We start from the raw sequence: 16,056 nt of genomic DNA on the forward strand, positions 1-16,056 counted from the left end.
CCCGGCCCCACCGGCACGCGGCGATCACGCGAAAGCGCTCAGCCCGGTGATCGACTTGCCGACGATCAGGGTGTTCATCTCCCGGGTGCCTTCGAAGGAGTAGAACGCCTCGGCGTCGGCGAAGAACTTGGCGACCTCGTGCTCCAGCACGATGCCGTTGCCGCCGAACAGCTCGCGCGCCCAGGCGACGACCTCGCGCATCCGGGTGGTGGTGAACGCCTTGGCCAGCGCGGCCCGGTCGGCCCCCGCGCGGCCCTGCGCGACGAGCTCGTTGAGCCGCACCACCACGCCGAACATCGCGGTGATGTTGCTGAGCATCTTGACCAGCAGGTCCTGCACCATCTGGTAGGAGCCGATGGGCTTGCCGAACTGCTCGCGGCGCACCGCGTAGTCGCGGGCGAGTTCGTAGGCGCGCAGCGCCACCCCCAGCGACGACCAGGCGACGCCGCCGCGGGTGGCGGCGAGCACCTTGGCGGTGTCCCGGAAGCCGTTGATCCGCTGGAGCCGGTCGGCTTCCGGGACCCGGACGTCGTCGAGCACGAGGTCGGCGTTCTGCACGGTGCGCAGCGCGATCTTGCCCTCGATCTTGGACGCGGTGAGGCCGGGCGCGCCCTTGCCGACCACGAATCCCTTGACCTGGTCGTCGGCCACGTCCCGGGCCCACACCACGATCAGGTCGGCGAAGGTGCCGTTGCCGATCCAGCGCTTGGCGCCGCGCAGCACCCACTCGTCGCCCTCGCGGCGGGCCGTGGTGCGCATCCCGCCCGCGACGTCGGAGCCGCCCTCGGGTTCGGTCAGCGCGAACGCGCCGATCGCGTCCATCGCCGCCATGCCGGGCATCCAGCGCCTGCGCTGCTCCTCGTCGGCGCCGCCGTTGATGCTGCCCATCGCGAGTCCGGTGTGGACGCCGGAGAAGATGGACAGCGACGGGTCGGTGCGAACCAGTTCCAGGCTGAGGAAGCCGCTGAACAGCGGGCTGCGCGGGCGTCCGTCGCCGAACTCGGGGTAGTGGTACCCGGCCAGCCGCAGCTCGGCGAACTTCGGGATCACCTCGAACGGGAATTCCGCGGCCTCCCACGCCGCGTTGGCGACCGGCTTGATCTCGCGTTCCAGGTAGTCGCGGATCTCGGCGAGCTCGGTGCGCTCGGCGTCGCTGAGCAGTTCGGCGTAACCGAAGAAGTCGGGGTCGGTCTGGACGGTCCTGGGCATCGGTGTTGCCTCCGTGGGGTCGTGGTTCAGCGGCCGGTCCACCGCGGGGCGCGCTTCTCGGTGAAGGCGCGCACCCCTTCGGCGAAGTCGGCGGAGTCCCGCAGCGCGCGCAGTTCCGCGCGGTGCTGGTCGAAGGGTTCGGCCTCGCGGACCAGCCGCTTGACCGCGGCCAGCGCGAGGGGGGCGTTCGCGGCGAGTTCGGCGGCGAGCTCCAGCGCGACCGGCAGCGCCGCGCCTTCGGCGGTCAGCCGGTTGACCACGCCGAGGTCGTGGGCGCGGGACGCGGTGATCGACCGGCCGGTGAGCAGCGCCTCCATCGCCACGTGGTGCGGGATGCGCCTGGGCAGCCGCAGCACGCCGCCGCCCGCGGCGATCAGGCCGCGCTTGACCTCGGGCAGCGCGAACGTGGCGCCCTCGGCGGCGACGACCAGGTCGCAGGCCAGGGCCAGCTCGAACCCGCCGCCCAGCGCGTAGCCCTCGACGGCGGCGATCAGCGGGGTGGTGGTCGCGGCTTCGGCGAGCCCGGCGAACCCCTTGCCCGCCACCGCCGGGGATTCGCCCCGCGCGGCGGCCTTGAGGTCCATGCCCGCGCAGAACGTGCCCGCCGCTCCGGTGAGCACGCCCACCCGCAGGTCGGCGTCGGACTCCAGCTCGTCGATCGCCGCGGCGATCCCGCGGGCGACCTCGGCGTCGACGGCGTTGCGCGCCTCGGGCCGGTCGATCGTGATGACCAGGGCGCTGCCCGCGGTCTCGGTGCGCACGGACGTGGTCATCACCGCTCCTCGGCGTCGAGTTCGGACAGGACCTCCGCGGTGTGCTCCCCGGGCAGCGGGGCGTGCCTGCGCACCGACGCGGGGGTGGCGGAGAAGCCGATCGGGACGCCGATCGACCGGTAGCTGCCCTCGCTGGGGTGCTCGGCGAGGTCGAGCAGGTGGCCGTCGCGCACGTACGGGTCCTCGGCGGCCTCGTCGAGCCGCAGCACCGGCCCGACCGGGATGCTCCGCTCGGTGCACACCTCGATCCACTCGGCGGTGGTGAGGTTCGGGGTGACCGACTCGATCAGCTCGGCGATCGCCTCGCCGTCGGTGCGGTTGTCGATCCGGTCGCCCGCCACCCGGGGGTCCTCGGCGAGGTCCGGCCGCCCGGCGGCGCGGAACAGGTCGCGGCAGTTGCCCGCGGTGTAGGGCGCGATCATGGCCAGGCCGTCCTTGGTCGGGCGGGCCCGGTGGCCCTTGTTCATCGACAGGGTGAACCCGGTCGGCCCCATCGGGGGCTCGAAGGTCCGGCCTTGCAGGTGCTCGACCAGGTTGAACGCCAGCAGCGTGTCGGCCATCGGCACCTCGACGAGCTGGCCCCGCCCGGTGGCGCGCTGGTGCAGCAGGGCGGCGAGCACCGAGTAGGCGATCGTCAGCCCGGCGACCTTGTCGGCGAGGATGCTCGGCAGCACCACGGGGGCGCCGATGTCCCCGGCCCGGTCGGCGACGTCGACCAGCCCGGACGCGGCCTGCACGGTCTCGTCGTAGGCGGCGAGCCCGGCCCGGTCGGAGTCGGGGCGGAAGCCCTGGGCGTGCGCGTAGACCAGCCCCGGGTGGCTCGCGGCGAGGCTGTCGTGGTCCACGCCGAGGCGCCGCAGCGCGTCGATGCGCATGTTGGTGATCAGCACGTCGGCGCCGGCGATGAGGTCGAGCGCCCGCGCGCGCCCGGCGTCGTCCTTGAGGTCGAGCGCGACGCTGCGCTTGTTCCGGTTCACCGCGAGGTTGAGCGGGGTCATGCCGGGCGTGTTCCGGTACAGGGCGCCACCGCGCACCGAATCCCGCGGTGATTCGATCTTGATCACGTCGGCGCCGAGGTCGCCGAGGATCTGGGCCGCGTACGGGCCCATCACCACGGTCGCCATGTCGATGACGCGGACGCCTGCCAGCGGTCCTGGTTCGTTCGCGGCGGAGGTCATCACCACTCCTGGGGAAGGGAAGCCGCGCCGGCCGGGCTGCAACGGCGCAATTCGTTTGCTTCGCTAACTACTTTAGGTCCGCGTTCCCGGGGAGTTCAAACGATCAGCGTCACCGATCCGCGAACGTCGGCGTGACCGCAGCGGTCACGCCCCGGCGCCGTCCAGCACCCGCCGCGCCGCGGCGAGCAGCTCGCCGAGCCCGGACTGCGCCGCGGCGCGGTCCGCGCGCCAGATCAGGCCGGTCGGCAGCTCCGGGTCGAAGTCCTCGAAGGGCAGCACCACGACGTTGTCGTCCCGGTACTTGCCCATCCCGCTGCCCGGGGCCAGCTTCGAGATCGCGAAGGCGGACCCGTTGGCCACCACCTCGCCGGTGCTGCCGTAGTCGCCGGTGCTCAGGGTCACCTTCCGGCGGATCCCGGCGGCCTTCAGCCGCCCCAGGAGCTCGTCGTAGTAGGCGGGCAGGAGCTCCGGCGCCGGCGAGACGTAGGTGTGGTCGACCAGCTCGGACAGCGACACCGAGGTGCGGGAGCCGAACTCGGCGGCGGGCAGCACCGCGCCCAGCGGCTCGCGCAGCACCTCGTGCACCTCGACGCCCTCGGCGTGCACCGGCAGGTGCACCAGCGCCATCGCCAGCGCACCGCGCTGCACCGCGTCGAGCAGGTCGCTGCTGGAGCCGGGCCAGCGCTTGATGTCGCACTCGGCGGCGCACCGCCGCGCCAGCTCCTTGATCCGCTCCCGCAACCGCGGGTGCAACCCGGGCGGGGTGCCGATGTGGACGGTCCGGCGGGGCGGCCGCACGGCCTCCCGCAGCCGCCACGGGAGGTCGTCGAACCGGCCCACCACGTCGCGGGCGATCGGCAGCAGCGCCGCACCGGCGTCGGTGAGGCGCACGTGGTGCGAATCCCGTTCGAACAGCGCGGTGCCGAGCTCCTGTTCGAGATCGCGCACCCGGCGGCTCAGCGGCGAGGTCGCCATGTGCAACCGCCGCGCCGCCCCCGAGAAGCTCAGGTGCTCGGCGACGGCCACGAAGTACCGCAGGTGCAACATCTCCATCAACGGCCCAGGTTACCGGCGGCGGGGCCGGGCGGAATTTCGCCGCGAACCCGGGAAACTCGTTCGGATCCCTGCCATGATGGACCGCCGTGGCGGGTGCTCGGGTGCGGTGGCGGACCGCGGCGCTGGTGCTGGTCCTGGTGGCGTGCGGCTTCGGGCTCGCGTGGGTGCTGCGCGTCCAGGGCTTGCAGAACGCGGCGTCGTGGGCGCAGCTGCTGTCGCTGGTGGTGGCCGTCATCCCGCTGTTCGCGCAGCGCCCCGCCGCCGGTCCCGCGGTGACCACGCCGACCCGGGCGGCCGAGGCCGCCGACGTGCTCGCGGCGCTGGTGCTGCGGCAGTGGCGGGACGAGATCCGGGTGCGGCGGCTCGACGACCCCGAACCGCTGGCGGTGCGCTGGCGGGCGGACGCCGTCGAGCTGAGCGCGGCGGGCGAACTGGCCGACCGGTTCCGCGCGCTCGACCGCCCGCGGCTGGTGATCACGGGCGCGCCCGGCGCGGGCAAGACGACCTTGGCGGTGCTGCTGGTGCGCGACCTGCTCGTGCACCGCGCGCCCGAGGACCCGGTCCCGGTGCTGCTGCCGATCGCCGACTGGTCACCGCCCGCCGAGGCGTTCCCGGACTGGCTGGCGCGGACGCTCGCCGCGCACTACCCGGCGTTGCGTGCCCCGGAGTTCGGCCCCGACGCACCCGCGACGCTGGTCGCCGACGGCCGCGTGCTGCCGGTGCTCGACGGCCTCGACGAGCTGCCCGAGCCGCTGCGCCGACCCGCGCTCACCGCGCTGAACGCGACCCTGACCAGGGAAGACGCGCTCGTCCTGAGCTGCCGCGCGGACGAGTACGCGGTGCTGGAGGACAGCATCACCGGCGCGGTCGTGGTCGCACCGGCCCTCGAACCCGGCGACGCGGTCGCGCACCTGCGGCGCTGCACCTCGGGTGGACCGGGGTGGGAGCGGGTGTTCGCCGAGCTCGACGCCGACGCCGACGCCCCGGTCGCGGGCGCCGTGCGGACCCCGCTGGACGTGTGGTTGCTGCGGCAGGTCTACGGCGGGACCGGCGCGGACCCGGGGGAGCTGACCGACCGGTCGCGCTTCCCGGCCGCCGCCGACATCACCCGGCACCTGCTCGACCACCTCGTCGGGGCGCTGCTGGGCGCGTCCCCGCGGGGGCGGCGGCGCTGGGACGCCGAGGACGCGGCGCGCTGGCTGTCCTGGCTGGCCCGGCACCTCGACACCACCGGCACCCGCGAGTTCGCCTGGTGGCGGCTGCATCGCGCGCTGCGCTTCGGCCCGCTGCTGCGGACCGGCCTCGGCGTGGTGTTCGGCCTGGTGCTGGGCGCGCTGATGGGCGCGGTCGGCGCGGTGAGCGGCTGGTGGTTCGGCGCCCCGTCCACCGGGTTCCTCGCGGGCGCGGTCGGCGGGCTCGGCGTCGGGCTGGCCTACGGGTTCGCGGCCGGGCACACGGCCGAGCCCGCCCAGGTGGACCTGCGGTGGTCGAAGCGGGGCGGGCAGCTCGGCCGCGGCCTGGTGGTCCCGGTGGCGCAGTGGCTGCTCGGCGGGCTCGTGGTCGGCGCCGCCTTCGCGGTGCTCGGCATCGACGTGCTGGCGGAGTTCGCGGTGCTGGCCCTGGTCCTCGGCCTGCTGCACGGGGTGGTGCTGTGGGTGGCGGGACCGGTGCCCGACCAGCTCGCCGTGGACCCGGTCGGTGCGCTGCGCGGCGACCTGCGGCTCAGCGCCGTCCGCATCGGGGCGTTCGTCCTCGTGGCCGGGCTGATCATCGGGTTCGGCGCCGGGCTCATCGGGAACCTGACCCTGGTGCCCGCCTTGGTGGCCGCGGTGCTGGTCGCGCTCCTGCAGGACCGCGCATCCCCGCCGCGTTTCGCCGGCCTGATCTACGGCGGTGTCGTGGTCGTCCTGGCCCTGCGCCGCCGCGTGCCGCTGCGGCTGATGCGGTTCCTCGACGACGCGCACCGGATCGGGCTGCTGCGCGCGGTCGGGCCCGTGCACCAGTTCCGGCACGCGGAGGTCCACGACCACCTGGCGCGGGCCGAGGCCGTCAGCGGCGCGGACCGATCGCCGAACCCGCTGCCATGAGCAGGAATCCGGCGAAGACCGTCCACACCCCGGGGCCGAGCAGGGCGGCGTCGAAGTCGAACAGCTGGAGCGTCAGCAGCAGGTACATCACCCCGACGACCAGCTCGCAGCCGGCCACCATGATCCGCATCCCGGTGAGCTTGCCCGCCCGCACCGACTTGCCCGTGCTCCCGAGGACCAGCAGGGCGGTCTTCTTGCCGCGCACGGCGCCCGCGCTCCACGAGATGCTGTAGAGCGCCATCAGCACGACCAGGAGGATCGTGCCGAATTCCAGGTGGATGCGCAGCAGCGTGCTGCCGGTGATCAGCCCCCGGTCGATCGCGGCGCCGTAGGCGCGGGCCAGGTCGAACATCCCGGCTCCGTCGGCCCACTCCAGGGCGAACATGCCGATCGAGGCCACCACCAGGCCCAGCGCGGAGGGGATCAGCCCCCAGCCCGGCCGGGTCCACGGCCCGCTGCCCCGAGGCGGCTGCTGCCCGGGCTGCGGGTACGGCCCGGGCTGCGGGTGCTGCGGGAACGGCTGGTGCTGCGGGTGCTGCTGGTACGGCCCCGGCGGGGGAGGTGCGGGGTGCGGCTGCTGCGGGGCGCCCCACGGGGCACCTCCGGCCGGTGGCTGCGTCATGGGCCCGGATCTTACGGATCACCCGAGCGGCGGCGGGGCGTTCCGCCGAAGGCGCGGAGGGGATCAGCGTCGCTGGGGCTCGGAGAAGAAAATATTTTGTGTCACGTCGGGAATCCGTGAGGATCTTGTGCGTAGAAGCTGAAGTGCTGTAATTATTGCTCGACAGGTGCTGCCTGATCCGGGAGGACGACATGACCGTTCCGAAGGAAACCGTCCGCGCCGCAGCGGTGCCCGACCCGCGATCCGGGTCGGCCGTGGGCGCGCTGCGCGAACGCGTGACCGGCGATCTGCTCGACATCGTCGTCGACCTCGACGCGGGGGCCGGGTGCCGGCTCCGCGACCTGCGCGACGGCACCGAATACCTCGACATGACCATGTACTTCAGCTCGGCGCCGCTCGGGCACGGCCACCCCGCGCTGCGCGAGCCGGAGTTCGAGGCGGAGCTGCTGCGGGTCTCGCGGGTCAAGCCGTCGAACCCGGACTTCGCCACCGTGCAGCAGGCCCGCTTCGCGGAGACCTTCGCGCGGGTGGTCGGCGTCCCCGAGCTGCCGCTGCTGTTCTTCATCGACGGCGGGACGCTGGCGGTGGAGAACGCGCTCAAGGTGGCCTTCGACTGGAAGACGAAGGTCAACGCGCGCGCCGGGATCGGGGTGCGCGGCTCCCGCGTGCTGCACCTGGAACGCGCCTTCCACGGCCGCAGCGGCTACACCATGTCGCTGACCAACACCGACCCGACGAAGGTCCGCGACTACCCGATGTTCGACTGGCCGCGCATCCCGAGCCCGGCGATCGAGCCCGGCCCGCGCTGGGACGTCGACGACCTGCTGCCGGAGGAGGTCGTGGCGCTGGAGGCCGCCGGCGCCGCGCTGCGCCGCTACGGCCGGGAGATCGCCTGCTTCGTCTACGAGCCGATCCAGGGCGAGGGCGGCGACCGCCACCTGCGCCCCCGGTTCCTGCAGGCGGTGCAGGAGCTCTGCCGGGAGCACGACGTCCTCACCGTCGCCGACGAGGTGCAGACCGGGGCGCTGACCGGGCGGGCGTGGGCGCACGAGGCGCTCGGGCTGGAGCCCGACCTGGTGGCGTTCGGCAAGCGGATGCAGGTGTGCGGGGTGATGGGCGGGCGCCGGGTGCTCGACGTCGCCGACAACGCCTTCCGCGAGCCCAGCCGGATCAGCTCCACCTGGGGCGGCTCGCTGACCGACATGGTGCGCGCCACCCGGGTGCTGGAGGTCGTCGAGCGCGACGACCTGTTCGCGCACAGCGCCCGGATGGGCGACCTGCTGCTCCGGGAACTGCGCGGGCTGGCCCAGGAGTTCCCGTCGGTGCTGCGGGACGCGCGCGGGCGCGGCCTGATGTGCGCGGTGGGCTTCCACGCCCCGGAGCAGCGGGACGCGGCGCTGCGGTCGGCCCGGGAGGGGCAGCGGACGCTGTTCCTGCCCTCCGGGACCGATTCGCTGCGCTGCCGCCCACCGCTGGCGGTGCGGCCCGACGAGATCGCCGACGCCGTCGGCGCCCTGCGGGCCGCCCTGGCCGAGCTGGCCTGATCAGCGCTCGTGGCGCAGCGCCCACCAGGCCTGGGCGGCGGCGACCGCGAGGAACGCGACGCCGATCAGGCTGGTGAGGTGGACGCCCGAGGTGAACGCGGCGACGGCGGTCTCGCGCAGCGCGGCACCGCCGTCGCCGGGCAGCTCCGCCGCCGCGGCCAAGGCGCCGCCGAGGGTCTCCCCGGCCACCGGCAGCACCTCCTCGGGCAGCCCCGCCCGGTAGGCGGTGGTGAGCACGGTGCCCAGCACCGCCACCCCGAGCGCGGCGCCGAGCTCGTAGGCGGTCTCGGAGATCGCCGAGGCCGCACCCGCCCGGTTCGGCGGCACGGTGCTGACGATCCGGTCGTTGGTGGCGGTCTCGGTGACGCCCGCGCCGAGCCCGATCACCATGAACGCCGCCACCAGCAGCCACGGCCCGCCCTCGGGGCGCAGCCCGACCAGGAGCAGGCAGCCGACCGCGGTGCACACCAGCGAGCAGCCGAGCAGGTCGGCCAGCCGCACCCGCCGCAGCAGCGGCACGGCCAGCGCGGAACCGGCCATCGTCAGCAGCACGCCGGGCAGCAGCGCCAACCCGGCGAGCAGCGGGCTCATCCCGAGCACGAGCTGGAGGTGCTGGGTGAGGAAGAACAGCCCGCCGACCATCACGAACACCACGAGCAGGTTGCTCACCACCGAGGCGCTGAACCCCCGGTCGGCGAACAGCCGCAGGTCCAGCAGCGGTGCCTCGGTCCGCCGCTGCCTGCGCACGAACAGCCACCCGAGCAGCGCGGCGGCGGCCAGCGCGCCGACCGGCACCAGGACCGGCCCGCCGATCGACTTCACGCCGAGCACCAGCGCGGTCATCGCCCCCAGCGACAGCGCGGCGCCGGGCAGGTCGAAGCGGCCGGGCGCGGAGTCGCGCGACTCCGGGATCAGCAGCGGCCCCACCACCAGGAGCAGCGCCATCACCGGCAGGTTGATCAGGAACACCGAGCCCCACCGGAAGTGCTCCAGCAGGAAGCCGCCGAGCAGCGGGCCGATCGCCGCCCCGGCTGCGAAGGTCGCGGTCCAGGCGGCGATGGCGGTGGTGCGGGCGCGCCGGTCGGTGAAGACGTTGCGGATCAGCGACAGCGTCGAGGGCATCAGCGTCGCGCCCGCCACGCCCAGCAGCACGCGGGCCGCGATGAGCACCTCGGCGGTGGGGGCGAAGGCGGCCAGCAGCGAGGCCGCGCCGAACCCGGTGGCGCCCAGCAGCAGCAGCCTGCGGCGGCCGATGCGGTCGCCGAGCGATCCCATCGTGACCAGCAGCCCGGCCAGCACGAGCGAGTAGCTGTCGACGATCCACAGCAGTTGGTCGGCGGTGGGCCGCAGGTCGCTGCTGAGGGCGGGCACGGCGAAGCCGAGCACGGTGTTGTCCACCGAGACGAGCAGCACCGGCAGCAGCAGGGCGCCGAGCGCGGCCCACTGCTTCAGGGGCGTGGGCTTGGGCTTCGGGGTCGTCTTGGAAAGTCGAATCATCATCATTTCTGTACCGTCCAGACGGTATAGTAAACCGTCCAGACGGTACAGTACACGCCGCGGGCGGTACGGTGCCACCGTGGCCACGGACACCAGGGACCGCATCCTCGACGCGTTGCAGGACATCCTCGTCGCGAAGGGAGCCGGTGCCGTCACCCTCGAATCGGTCGCCGCCACCGCGGGCGTCTCCAAGGGCGGACTGCTCTACCACTTCCGCTCCAAGCAGGCGATGCTGCACGGCCTGGTCGGCCGGCTCGCGGAGGAGGCCGCGGCGGAGTTCGCGCACGCCCAGGAAGCGGGCACCGACGTGGTCGAGTACTTCCTGGAGACCTCGTTCCCGCAGTCCGACAAGGAGCTGGCGCTGTACTGGTCGGTGTTCGCGGCGCTGCGCGGGGCCGACGAGCTCGGCGAGGAGGACGCCGCGCTGCTCGCGGGCGTCTTCGGCCAGTGGTCGAAGCTGCTCACCGACTACATCGGCGACCCGGTGCTGGCCGAGCAGGTGCGGCTGGTCGGCGACGGCCTCTACCTGAGCGCCCTGGCCGGGCTGCCGCGCCCCGACCCGGAACTCCTGCGCGGCGTCTTCCAGCGCCTCCGGGACCAGGTCGCCCAAGCCCGTTCGTGAAGTAGGTGAGGGGCACCCTTGCCCAAGTATGTCGGGCAAGGGTGCCCCTCACCTCGTTCGCATCCGGGGCGCACCTCACCCGGGAGTGTGGTGAGTGAGGGGCACCCTGTACCGAGTGACGTGGTACAGGGTGCCCCTCACCCATGACGACGACGGGTGACGTCGGCGTGTTGTGCGGCGGGGTCGGTGGCCTCCGGGGGAGGTCCCTCGGCAGACCGGCCGGTGGGTCAGATCCAGCCTTCTTCCCAGGCGCGGCGGGCCGCTTCGTGGCGGGTGGTCACGTGCAGCTTCGCCATCGCGTGCGAGAGGTAGTTGCGGACCGTCCCCTGCGCGAGGTGGACCTCGGCCGCGATCGCCGCGATGGTGCCGCCGCGCAGGGTGTGCCGGAGCAGCTCCAGTTCCCGGTCGGTGAGCGGGCAGGCACCCTCGGTCAGCGCGCTCGCGGCGATCTCCGGGTCGATGTAGCGCCCGCCGCCGTGCACGTCGCGCAGGATCGCGGCCAGCTTCGTGGCCGGGGTCGTCTTCGGCACGAACCCGCGCACCCCGGCGGCCAGCGCCCGCTTCAGCACGCCGGGCCGGGCGTGCCGGGTGACCAGCACGATCGGCACCCCGGTGAGCCGCCGGGCGGCCTCCACCCCGTCCAGCTCGGGCATCTCCAGGTCGAACACGGCCACGTCGGGGCGGTGCCGCTCGACGGCGCGGACCCCGTCGAGGCCGTTGCCGACCTGGGCGACGACCTCGATGTCGGGCTCCAGGTCCAGCAGCGCCGCCAGCGCTCCCCGGATCAGGTCCTCGTCGTCGGCCAGCACGACGCGCATCACGCGATCCTCCCCGGTTCCTCGGCGCTGCCGACGAGTTCGAACCACCCGCCGGTCCGGTGCTCGGCCGAGACCCGGCCGCCCAGGGCGGCGAACCGCTGGCGCAGGCCGTCCAGTCCGGAGCCCGCCCCCTCCCGGCCTAGTCCTTCCAGGCGGCCCGGCTGCGAGCCGTCGTTGCGCAGCGCCACCCGGGTGCCGCCGTCGGCGGTCTCGATCCGCAGCTCGCAGGCCGCCGCCCGGGAGTGCCGCAGGATGTTCGTGGTGCCCTCCCGCACCAGCGCGCCGAACAGCGGTTGCAGCGGCGGCGGCACCTCGGCCGCGTCACCGTCCACGGTGGTCTCGATCCCGGCGGCCCGCATCAGCTCGCAGGCGTTGGCCCACTCCGTGACCAGGTCCGCGCGCCGGTAGCCGTGCACCAGCGCGCGGGTCTCGCGCAGCGCGGTGCGGGCCAGCTCGGCGATCTCGGCGGACTGCGCGGCGGCGGCCTCCGGAGCGCGGTCGACGAGCCGCTCGGCCAGCTCCGCCTTCAGCGCGATGGCCTGGAGGTGGTGGCCCTGGATGTCGTGCAGGTCGGCGGCGAAGCGCAGCCGCTCCTGCGCCACGGCCAGCTCGGAGTCCACCTCGCGGGCCCGGTCCAGCTCCAGCGCCACGTCCCAGATCCAGGCCTGGGCGACCACCGTCATGATGATGACCCCCGTGATCAGCCCCGCGTACAGCGCCACGCTCGGGGTGGCGACCGGGGCGCCCAGGAACTGGTTCGCCACCGCGCACACCACCGCGAGCAGCACCGACAGCGCGGTCCCCAGCCCCCAGCGGCGGCCGGTGGGGGTCGCCGCCACGATGGTCCCGGCGAGCAGGGCCGGCAGGAACATCCACCAGATCACCAGCACCGGGTCCAGCGCCACCGCGTACACCACCAGCGCCACCGCGCCCCCGAAGGTGACGGCCTGCTCCGCGCGGTGCTCGCGGCTGCCGAGGCCGCGCATCATCTCCAGCGAGAACCGGGTGCCCTGCACCGCGACCAGCACCAAGCCGGGGAGCAGGACGGCCAGGTGCCACGCCGAGTAGTCGCCCCCGCCGAGCACGGTCATCAGGACGGTCATCAGCGCGAACACCGGTGCCGTCGGCACGATCGTCCACCAGGTGTAGCGGCGCAGGCGGTGCAGCCGCTGCTGGTGCCGGGGCGAGGAGCTCACCGGTCCAGCATCGTCGATGGCCCCCGCGCGCGGGAGGGCGGATCCGCCGGTGATGACAACTGTCATCGGCGGCGCTGACATCGCGGCCCGGAAGCGCTGACGGATCGTCCTACCGGCGCGGCGGTCGGCACCCGAGGCTGGTGGCATGGCAGAACCAGTGATCGAGGTGAGCGGGCTCCGCTGCCGGTACGGGGAGTTCGAGGCGGTGCGGGGCATCGACTTCGAGGTCGGGCGCGGCGAGCTGTTCGCGCTGCTCGGCACGAACGGGGCGGGCAAGACGACGGCGGTGGAGACCGTCGAAGGGCTGCGGGCGCCGGACGAGGGCGCGGTGCGGGTGTTCGGGCGGGATCCGCGCGCCGACCGGGCCGAGGTGCGGCGCCGGACCGGGGTCGTGCTGCAGGACAGCGGTTTCGCCGGGGAGCTGACGGTGCTGGAGACGCTCCGGCTGGGCGCCGCGCTGACCAGCCGGAAGTCCGATGTGGACGCCGCCGTGGCGATGCTGGGGCTGGACCACCGGATCGGCGTCCGGGTGAAGGGCCTGTCCGGCGGCGAGCGGCGCAGGCTGGACCTGGCGCTGGCGGTGCTCGGCGATCCCGAGCTGCTGTTCCTCGACGAGCCGACCACCGGGCTCGACCCGGAGTCCCGCCGCGCGGCGTGGCAGGTCGTGCAGTCGCTGCGCGCGCGGGGCACCACCGTGCTGCTCACCACGCACTACCTGGAGGAGGCGGAACGGCTCGCGCACCGGCTGGCGATCATGCACCAGGGCCGGATCGCCGTCGCCGGGACGCTGCTCGACGTGCTGGCCACCCAGCGGGCGCGGATCGGCTTCGACCCCGGCCCCGGCGCGGTGCTGCCGGAACTGGCGGGCTCCGCCGAGTTCACCGGCACCCGGGTGGAGATCCGCACCCCGGCGCTGCAACGGGACCTGCGGGTGCTGCTGGAGTGGGCCGAGCAGCGCGGTGTCGAACTCGCGGGGCTGCGCGCGCACCACGCCTCGCTCGACGACGTCTTCCACTCGGTGCGCGAGGAGGTGCTGGTGTGATGTCCGCGGTGCTGGCCTTGAGCCGGGTCGAGCTGAAGCTGCTGGTCCGCAACCGGGCCGTCGCGGTCAGCGCGCTGGCGCTGCCGCTGGCCGCCGGGGCCTACCTGGCGTTCGCGTTCCCCGGCGGGAGCGACGTCCGGGTCTGGTCGACGGTCATCGGGGTGCAGGTCCTGATGGTGCTGGGGTTCACGGTCTACTTCGGGGCGACCGCCTCGCTCACCGCCCGGCGCGAGGACCGCTATCTGAAGCGGCTGCGCAGCGGGGAGCAGGGCGACGTCGCGATCCTCACCGGTCTGCTGCTGCCGCTGGTGCTGCTCAGCCTGCTCCAGTCGGCCGTGCTGGTGGCGATCGCCGTCGCGGCCGGGGCGCCGCTGCCCGCCCGGCCGGAGGTGCTGCTGCTCGCGGTGCTGCTCGGCAGCGCGCTGTGCGTGGCGGCGGGCGCGGTCACCAGCGCCTGGACCAGCAGCTCCGAGCACGCCCAGATCACCACGGTGCCGTTCTTCCTGCTGCTGGTCGGCGGACTCGTCTGGTCGGGGCTGCCCGCGCCGGTGGACCCGAGCGGCGCGCTCGTCGACCTCATCCGCGCGGCGATGACCGCCGACCTCGCCGCGGCCGTCCCCGGCGCCGGAGTTCTGCTCGCCTGGACCGCGGTGCTCGCGGTGCTGGCCACCCGCACCTTCCGCTGGGCCCCGCGCTAGCCGCGGTTCCCCCGGAAGTGCGCTGAGTGGGGGGCACCTTCATCCGACTATGCCGGATGAAGGTGCCACTCACCCGCGGACGTCATCGCCAGGAGGGCAGCCAGAGCTCGGCCTGCCACCGCTCCTGGGTGATCGGCTCGCCGTTGAGGATCGGCCACAGCCACACGAAGTTGGCCACCACCAGGCCCGTGTAGAGCGCCACCGCGAGCAGTCCCGTGCGGCGGCGCTCGAAGTGGTCCCGGGCGGTGCCCAGCACCTCGCCGAGCACCAGCACCAGCCCGAGGACGAGGAACGGCGCCAGCGGCGTGGCGTAGAAGTAGTACATCTGCCGGTCGAGGTTGACGAACCAGGGCAGGTAACCGGCGCCGTAGCCGACCAGCACCGCCGCGTAGCGCCAGTCCACCCGGGTGACCGCGCGCCACAGCGCCCACGCGGCCACCGGCAGCGCCAGCCACCACATCGCGGGCGTGCCGACGAGCATGATGGCCTCGACGCAGTTCGACCGGCCGCAGCCGGGCATGCCCGACTCGTAGTAGTAGAGCATCGGGCGCAGCCCCATCGGCCACGTCCACGGCTTGGACTCCCACGGGTGCGGATCGTCCGGCGTGGTCAGGCCGGTGTGGAATTCCAGCACGTTCAGCTGGTAGTAGAGCAGCGACCGCAGCGGGTCGGGCAGGAACGCGAAGCCGACGTCGTCGCTGACCAGCGTCGCGTGCCGGTCGGTGGCGGTCTCGCTGGCGAACCAGCCCGCCCAGGTGGCGAAGTAGACCAGCAGCGGGAGGGCCACCAGCGACGCCAGCGCGGGCGCGGTGTCGCGCAGCAGCGCTCCGCGCCACGGCCGCCGGACGCCCGCCGAGCGCCGGGCCAGCGCGTCCCAGAACACGCTGAGCAGGCCGAACGCCATGATGTAGTAGACGCCGTTCCACTTCACCCCGCAGGCCAGCCCGAGCAGCAGTCCGGCGCCGAACCGCCACCAGCGGAAGCCCAGCCGCGGTCCCCACGCGCTGTCGCCGATGCGGGCCTCGGTGACCACCAGCCAGATCCGCTCCCGGACCTGGTCGCGGTCCACCAGCAGGCAGGCGAATGCGCCGAGCAGCAACGCCGCCTGGAAGATGTCGAGCATCCCGACCCTGGCCTGCACGTGGCTGAGCCCGTCGCAGATCAGCAGCACTCCGGCCAGCGCGCCGAGCAGCGTCGACCGGGTCATCCGGCGGGCGATCCGGACGATCAGGACCACCATCACCGTGCCCGCCAGCGCGGCCGTCACCCGCCAGCCCAGCGGGGTGTAGCCGAACAGCCACTCGCCGACGGCGATGAGCTGCTTGCCGACCGGGGGGTGCGCGACCAGCTCGTAGCCGGGGTTGTCCTCGTAGCCGCCGTTGCGCAGCATCTGCCACGCCTGCGGGACGTAGTGCTTCTCGTCGAAGATCGGCGTGCCCTCGTGGGTGGCGCGCCCGAGGTTCTGGAACCGGACGATCGCGGCGATCAGGCCCAGCCCGAGGGTGATCAGCCAGGCGCGCATCCGGTCCTGCGGCATCGCCACGTCGAGCAGGCGGCGCGGGTCGGTCACCCCCGGCCTGCGGGCCGCGGGTGTGCGGCCGACCCGGACGAGCTCGTCGCTGTCGGCGCGGCCGCCGGGGCGGGGGACGAGGACGCTCACAACCCCAGATCGTAGGACGGGGACCGGGTGGCCGGGCCGCGCCCCGAAGCTCGG

Annotated in this window: 14 protein-coding genes; 5 read left to right on the top strand and 9 right to left on the bottom strand. The window is 73.9% G+C overall.

The features are described from left to right. Positions 1-24: 24 nt before the first annotated feature. The 4 genes from ABD976_RS01435 to ABD976_RS01450 all read right to left on the bottom strand — a co-directional run bounded on the left by ABD976_RS01435 (position 25) and on the right by ABD976_RS01450 (position 4,213). Complete coding sequence (locus tag ABD976_RS01435; protein WP_345355812.1) at positions 25-1,209, bottom strand: acyl-CoA dehydrogenase family protein; 1,185 nt, start codon at positions 1,207-1,209, stop codon at positions 25-27. 26 nt (positions 1,210-1,235) lie between these two features. Continuing rightward, positions 1,236-1,982: a crotonase/enoyl-CoA hydratase family protein gene (locus ABD976_RS01440; protein ID WP_345355815.1), complete on the bottom strand. Its 747-nt coding sequence runs from the start codon at positions 1,980-1,982 to the stop codon at positions 1,236-1,238. Next, positions 1,982-3,160: a CaiB/BaiF CoA transferase family protein gene (locus ABD976_RS01445; RefSeq protein WP_345355818.1), complete on the bottom strand. Its 1,179-nt coding sequence runs from the start codon at positions 3,158-3,160 to the stop codon at positions 1,982-1,984. The genes ABD976_RS01440 and ABD976_RS01445 overlap by 1 nt, the downstream gene beginning before the upstream one ends. Positions 3,161-3,304: 144 nt before the next feature. Further along, positions 3,305-4,213: a LysR family transcriptional regulator gene (locus tag ABD976_RS01450; protein WP_345355821.1), complete on the bottom strand. Its 909-nt coding sequence runs from the start codon at positions 4,211-4,213 to the stop codon at positions 3,305-3,307. A gap of 89 nt (positions 4,214-4,302) precedes the next feature. Between ABD976_RS01450 and ABD976_RS01455 the strand changes: the two genes are divergently transcribed. Beyond that, positions 4,303-6,303, top strand: a complete 2,001-nt coding sequence (locus ABD976_RS01455; protein ID WP_345355824.1) for an NACHT domain-containing protein — start codon at positions 4,303-4,305, stop codon at positions 6,301-6,303. Here the strand turns inward: ABD976_RS01455 and ABD976_RS01460 are convergent. After that, a complete protein-coding gene (locus ABD976_RS01460) occupies positions 6,266-6,925 on the bottom strand; it encodes a hypothetical protein (protein ID WP_345355827.1) in 660 nt (219 codons plus the stop codon). The two genes, ABD976_RS01455 and ABD976_RS01460, sit on opposite strands and share 38 nt — an antisense overlap. A gap of 191 nt (positions 6,926-7,116) precedes the next feature. Between ABD976_RS01460 and lat the strand changes: the two genes are divergently transcribed. Beyond that, positions 7,117-8,469, top strand: a complete 1,353-nt coding sequence (lat, locus tag ABD976_RS01465; protein WP_345355830.1) for an L-lysine 6-transaminase — start codon at positions 7,117-7,119, stop codon at positions 8,467-8,469. On the opposite strand, the gene ABD976_RS01470 is transcribed toward lat, so the two are convergent. Beyond that, a complete protein-coding gene (locus ABD976_RS01470; protein WP_345355833.1) occupies positions 8,470-9,966 on the bottom strand; it encodes an MFS transporter in 1,497 nt (498 codons plus the stop codon). 79 nt (positions 9,967-10,045) lie between these two features. Between ABD976_RS01470 and ABD976_RS01475 the strand changes: the two genes are divergently transcribed. Then, positions 10,046-10,588 carry a TetR/AcrR family transcriptional regulator gene (locus ABD976_RS01475; RefSeq protein WP_345355836.1) on the top strand — a complete coding sequence of 181 codons (543 nt, stop codon included), beginning with the start codon at positions 10,046-10,048 and terminating at the stop codon, positions 10,586-10,588. Positions 10,589-10,815: 227 nt separating this feature from the next. On the opposite strand, the gene ABD976_RS01480 is transcribed toward ABD976_RS01475, so the two are convergent. Together ABD976_RS01480 and ABD976_RS01485 are read right to left on the bottom strand one after the other, a co-directional pair. Then, positions 10,816-11,409 carry a response regulator transcription factor gene (locus tag ABD976_RS01480; RefSeq protein WP_345355839.1) on the bottom strand — a complete coding sequence of 198 codons (594 nt, stop codon included), beginning with the start codon at positions 11,407-11,409 and terminating at the stop codon, positions 10,816-10,818. Beyond that, positions 11,406-12,602 (bottom strand): sensor histidine kinase, encoded by a 1,197-nt coding sequence (locus tag ABD976_RS01485; RefSeq protein ID WP_345355842.1) that lies wholly within the window; start codon positions 12,600-12,602, stop codon positions 11,406-11,408. The genes ABD976_RS01480 and ABD976_RS01485 overlap by 4 nt, the downstream gene beginning before the upstream one ends. 145 nt (positions 12,603-12,747) lie before the next feature. Between ABD976_RS01485 and ABD976_RS01490 the strand changes: the two genes are divergently transcribed. Both ABD976_RS01490 and ABD976_RS01495 read left to right on the top strand, forming a co-directional pair. Then, complete coding sequence (locus ABD976_RS01490; RefSeq protein ID WP_345355845.1) at positions 12,748-13,644, top strand: ABC transporter ATP-binding protein; 897 nt, start codon at positions 12,748-12,750, stop codon at positions 13,642-13,644. Then, positions 13,644-14,342: an ABC transporter permease gene (locus ABD976_RS01495; RefSeq protein WP_345355848.1), complete on the top strand. Its 699-nt coding sequence runs from the start codon at positions 13,644-13,646 to the stop codon at positions 14,340-14,342. Before ABD976_RS01490 ends, ABD976_RS01495 begins: the two co-directional genes overlap by 1 nt. 82 nt (positions 14,343-14,424) lie before the next feature. Here the strand turns inward: ABD976_RS01495 and ABD976_RS01500 are convergent, their stop codons facing one another. After that, entirely contained in the window at positions 14,425-16,002 is a 1,578-nt protein-coding gene (locus tag ABD976_RS01500; RefSeq protein ID WP_369774545.1) for a dolichyl-phosphate-mannose--protein mannosyltransferase, read from the bottom strand. Between the last annotated feature and the right edge of the window lie 54 nt (positions 16,003-16,056).

The organism is Saccharopolyspora cebuensis (assembly GCF_039542665.1).
Lineage (GTDB): Bacteria > Actinomycetota > Actinomycetes > Mycobacteriales > Pseudonocardiaceae > Saccharopolyspora > Saccharopolyspora cebuensis.

What these genes read in the sequence shown, in the direction of transcription:
- ABD976_RS01435 (WP_345355812.1), bottom strand. Translation starts at nt 1,209, where the DNA reads ATGCCCAGGACCGTCCAGACCGACCCCGACTTCTTCGGTTACGCCGAA.
- ABD976_RS01440 (WP_345355815.1), bottom strand. Translation starts at nt 1,982, where the DNA reads ATGACCACGTCCGTGCGCACCGAGACCGCGGGCAGCGCCCTGGTCATC.
- ABD976_RS01445 (WP_345355818.1), bottom strand. Translation starts at nt 3,160, where the DNA reads ATGACCTCCGCCGCGAACGAACCAGGACCGCTGGCAGGCGTCCGCGTC.
- ABD976_RS01450 (WP_345355821.1), bottom strand. Translation starts at nt 4,213, where the DNA reads ATGGAGATGTTGCACCTGCGGTACTTCGTGGCCGTCGCCGAGCACCTG.
- ABD976_RS01460 (WP_345355827.1), bottom strand. Translation starts at nt 6,925, where the DNA reads ATGACGCAGCCACCGGCCGGAGGTGCCCCGTGGGGCGCCCCGCAGCAG.
- lat (WP_345355830.1), top strand. Translation starts at nt 7,117, where the DNA reads ATGACCGTTCCGAAGGAAACCGTCCGCGCCGCAGCGGTGCCCGACCCG.
- ABD976_RS01470 (WP_345355833.1), bottom strand. Translation starts at nt 9,966, where the DNA reads ATGATTCGACTTTCCAAGACGACCCCGAAGCCCAAGCCCACGCCCCTG.
- ABD976_RS01490 (WP_345355845.1), top strand. Translation starts at nt 12,748, where the DNA reads ATGGCAGAACCAGTGATCGAGGTGAGCGGGCTCCGCTGCCGGTACGGG.
- ABD976_RS01495 (WP_345355848.1), top strand. Translation starts at nt 13,644, where the DNA reads ATGTCCGCGGTGCTGGCCTTGAGCCGGGTCGAGCTGAAGCTGCTGGTC.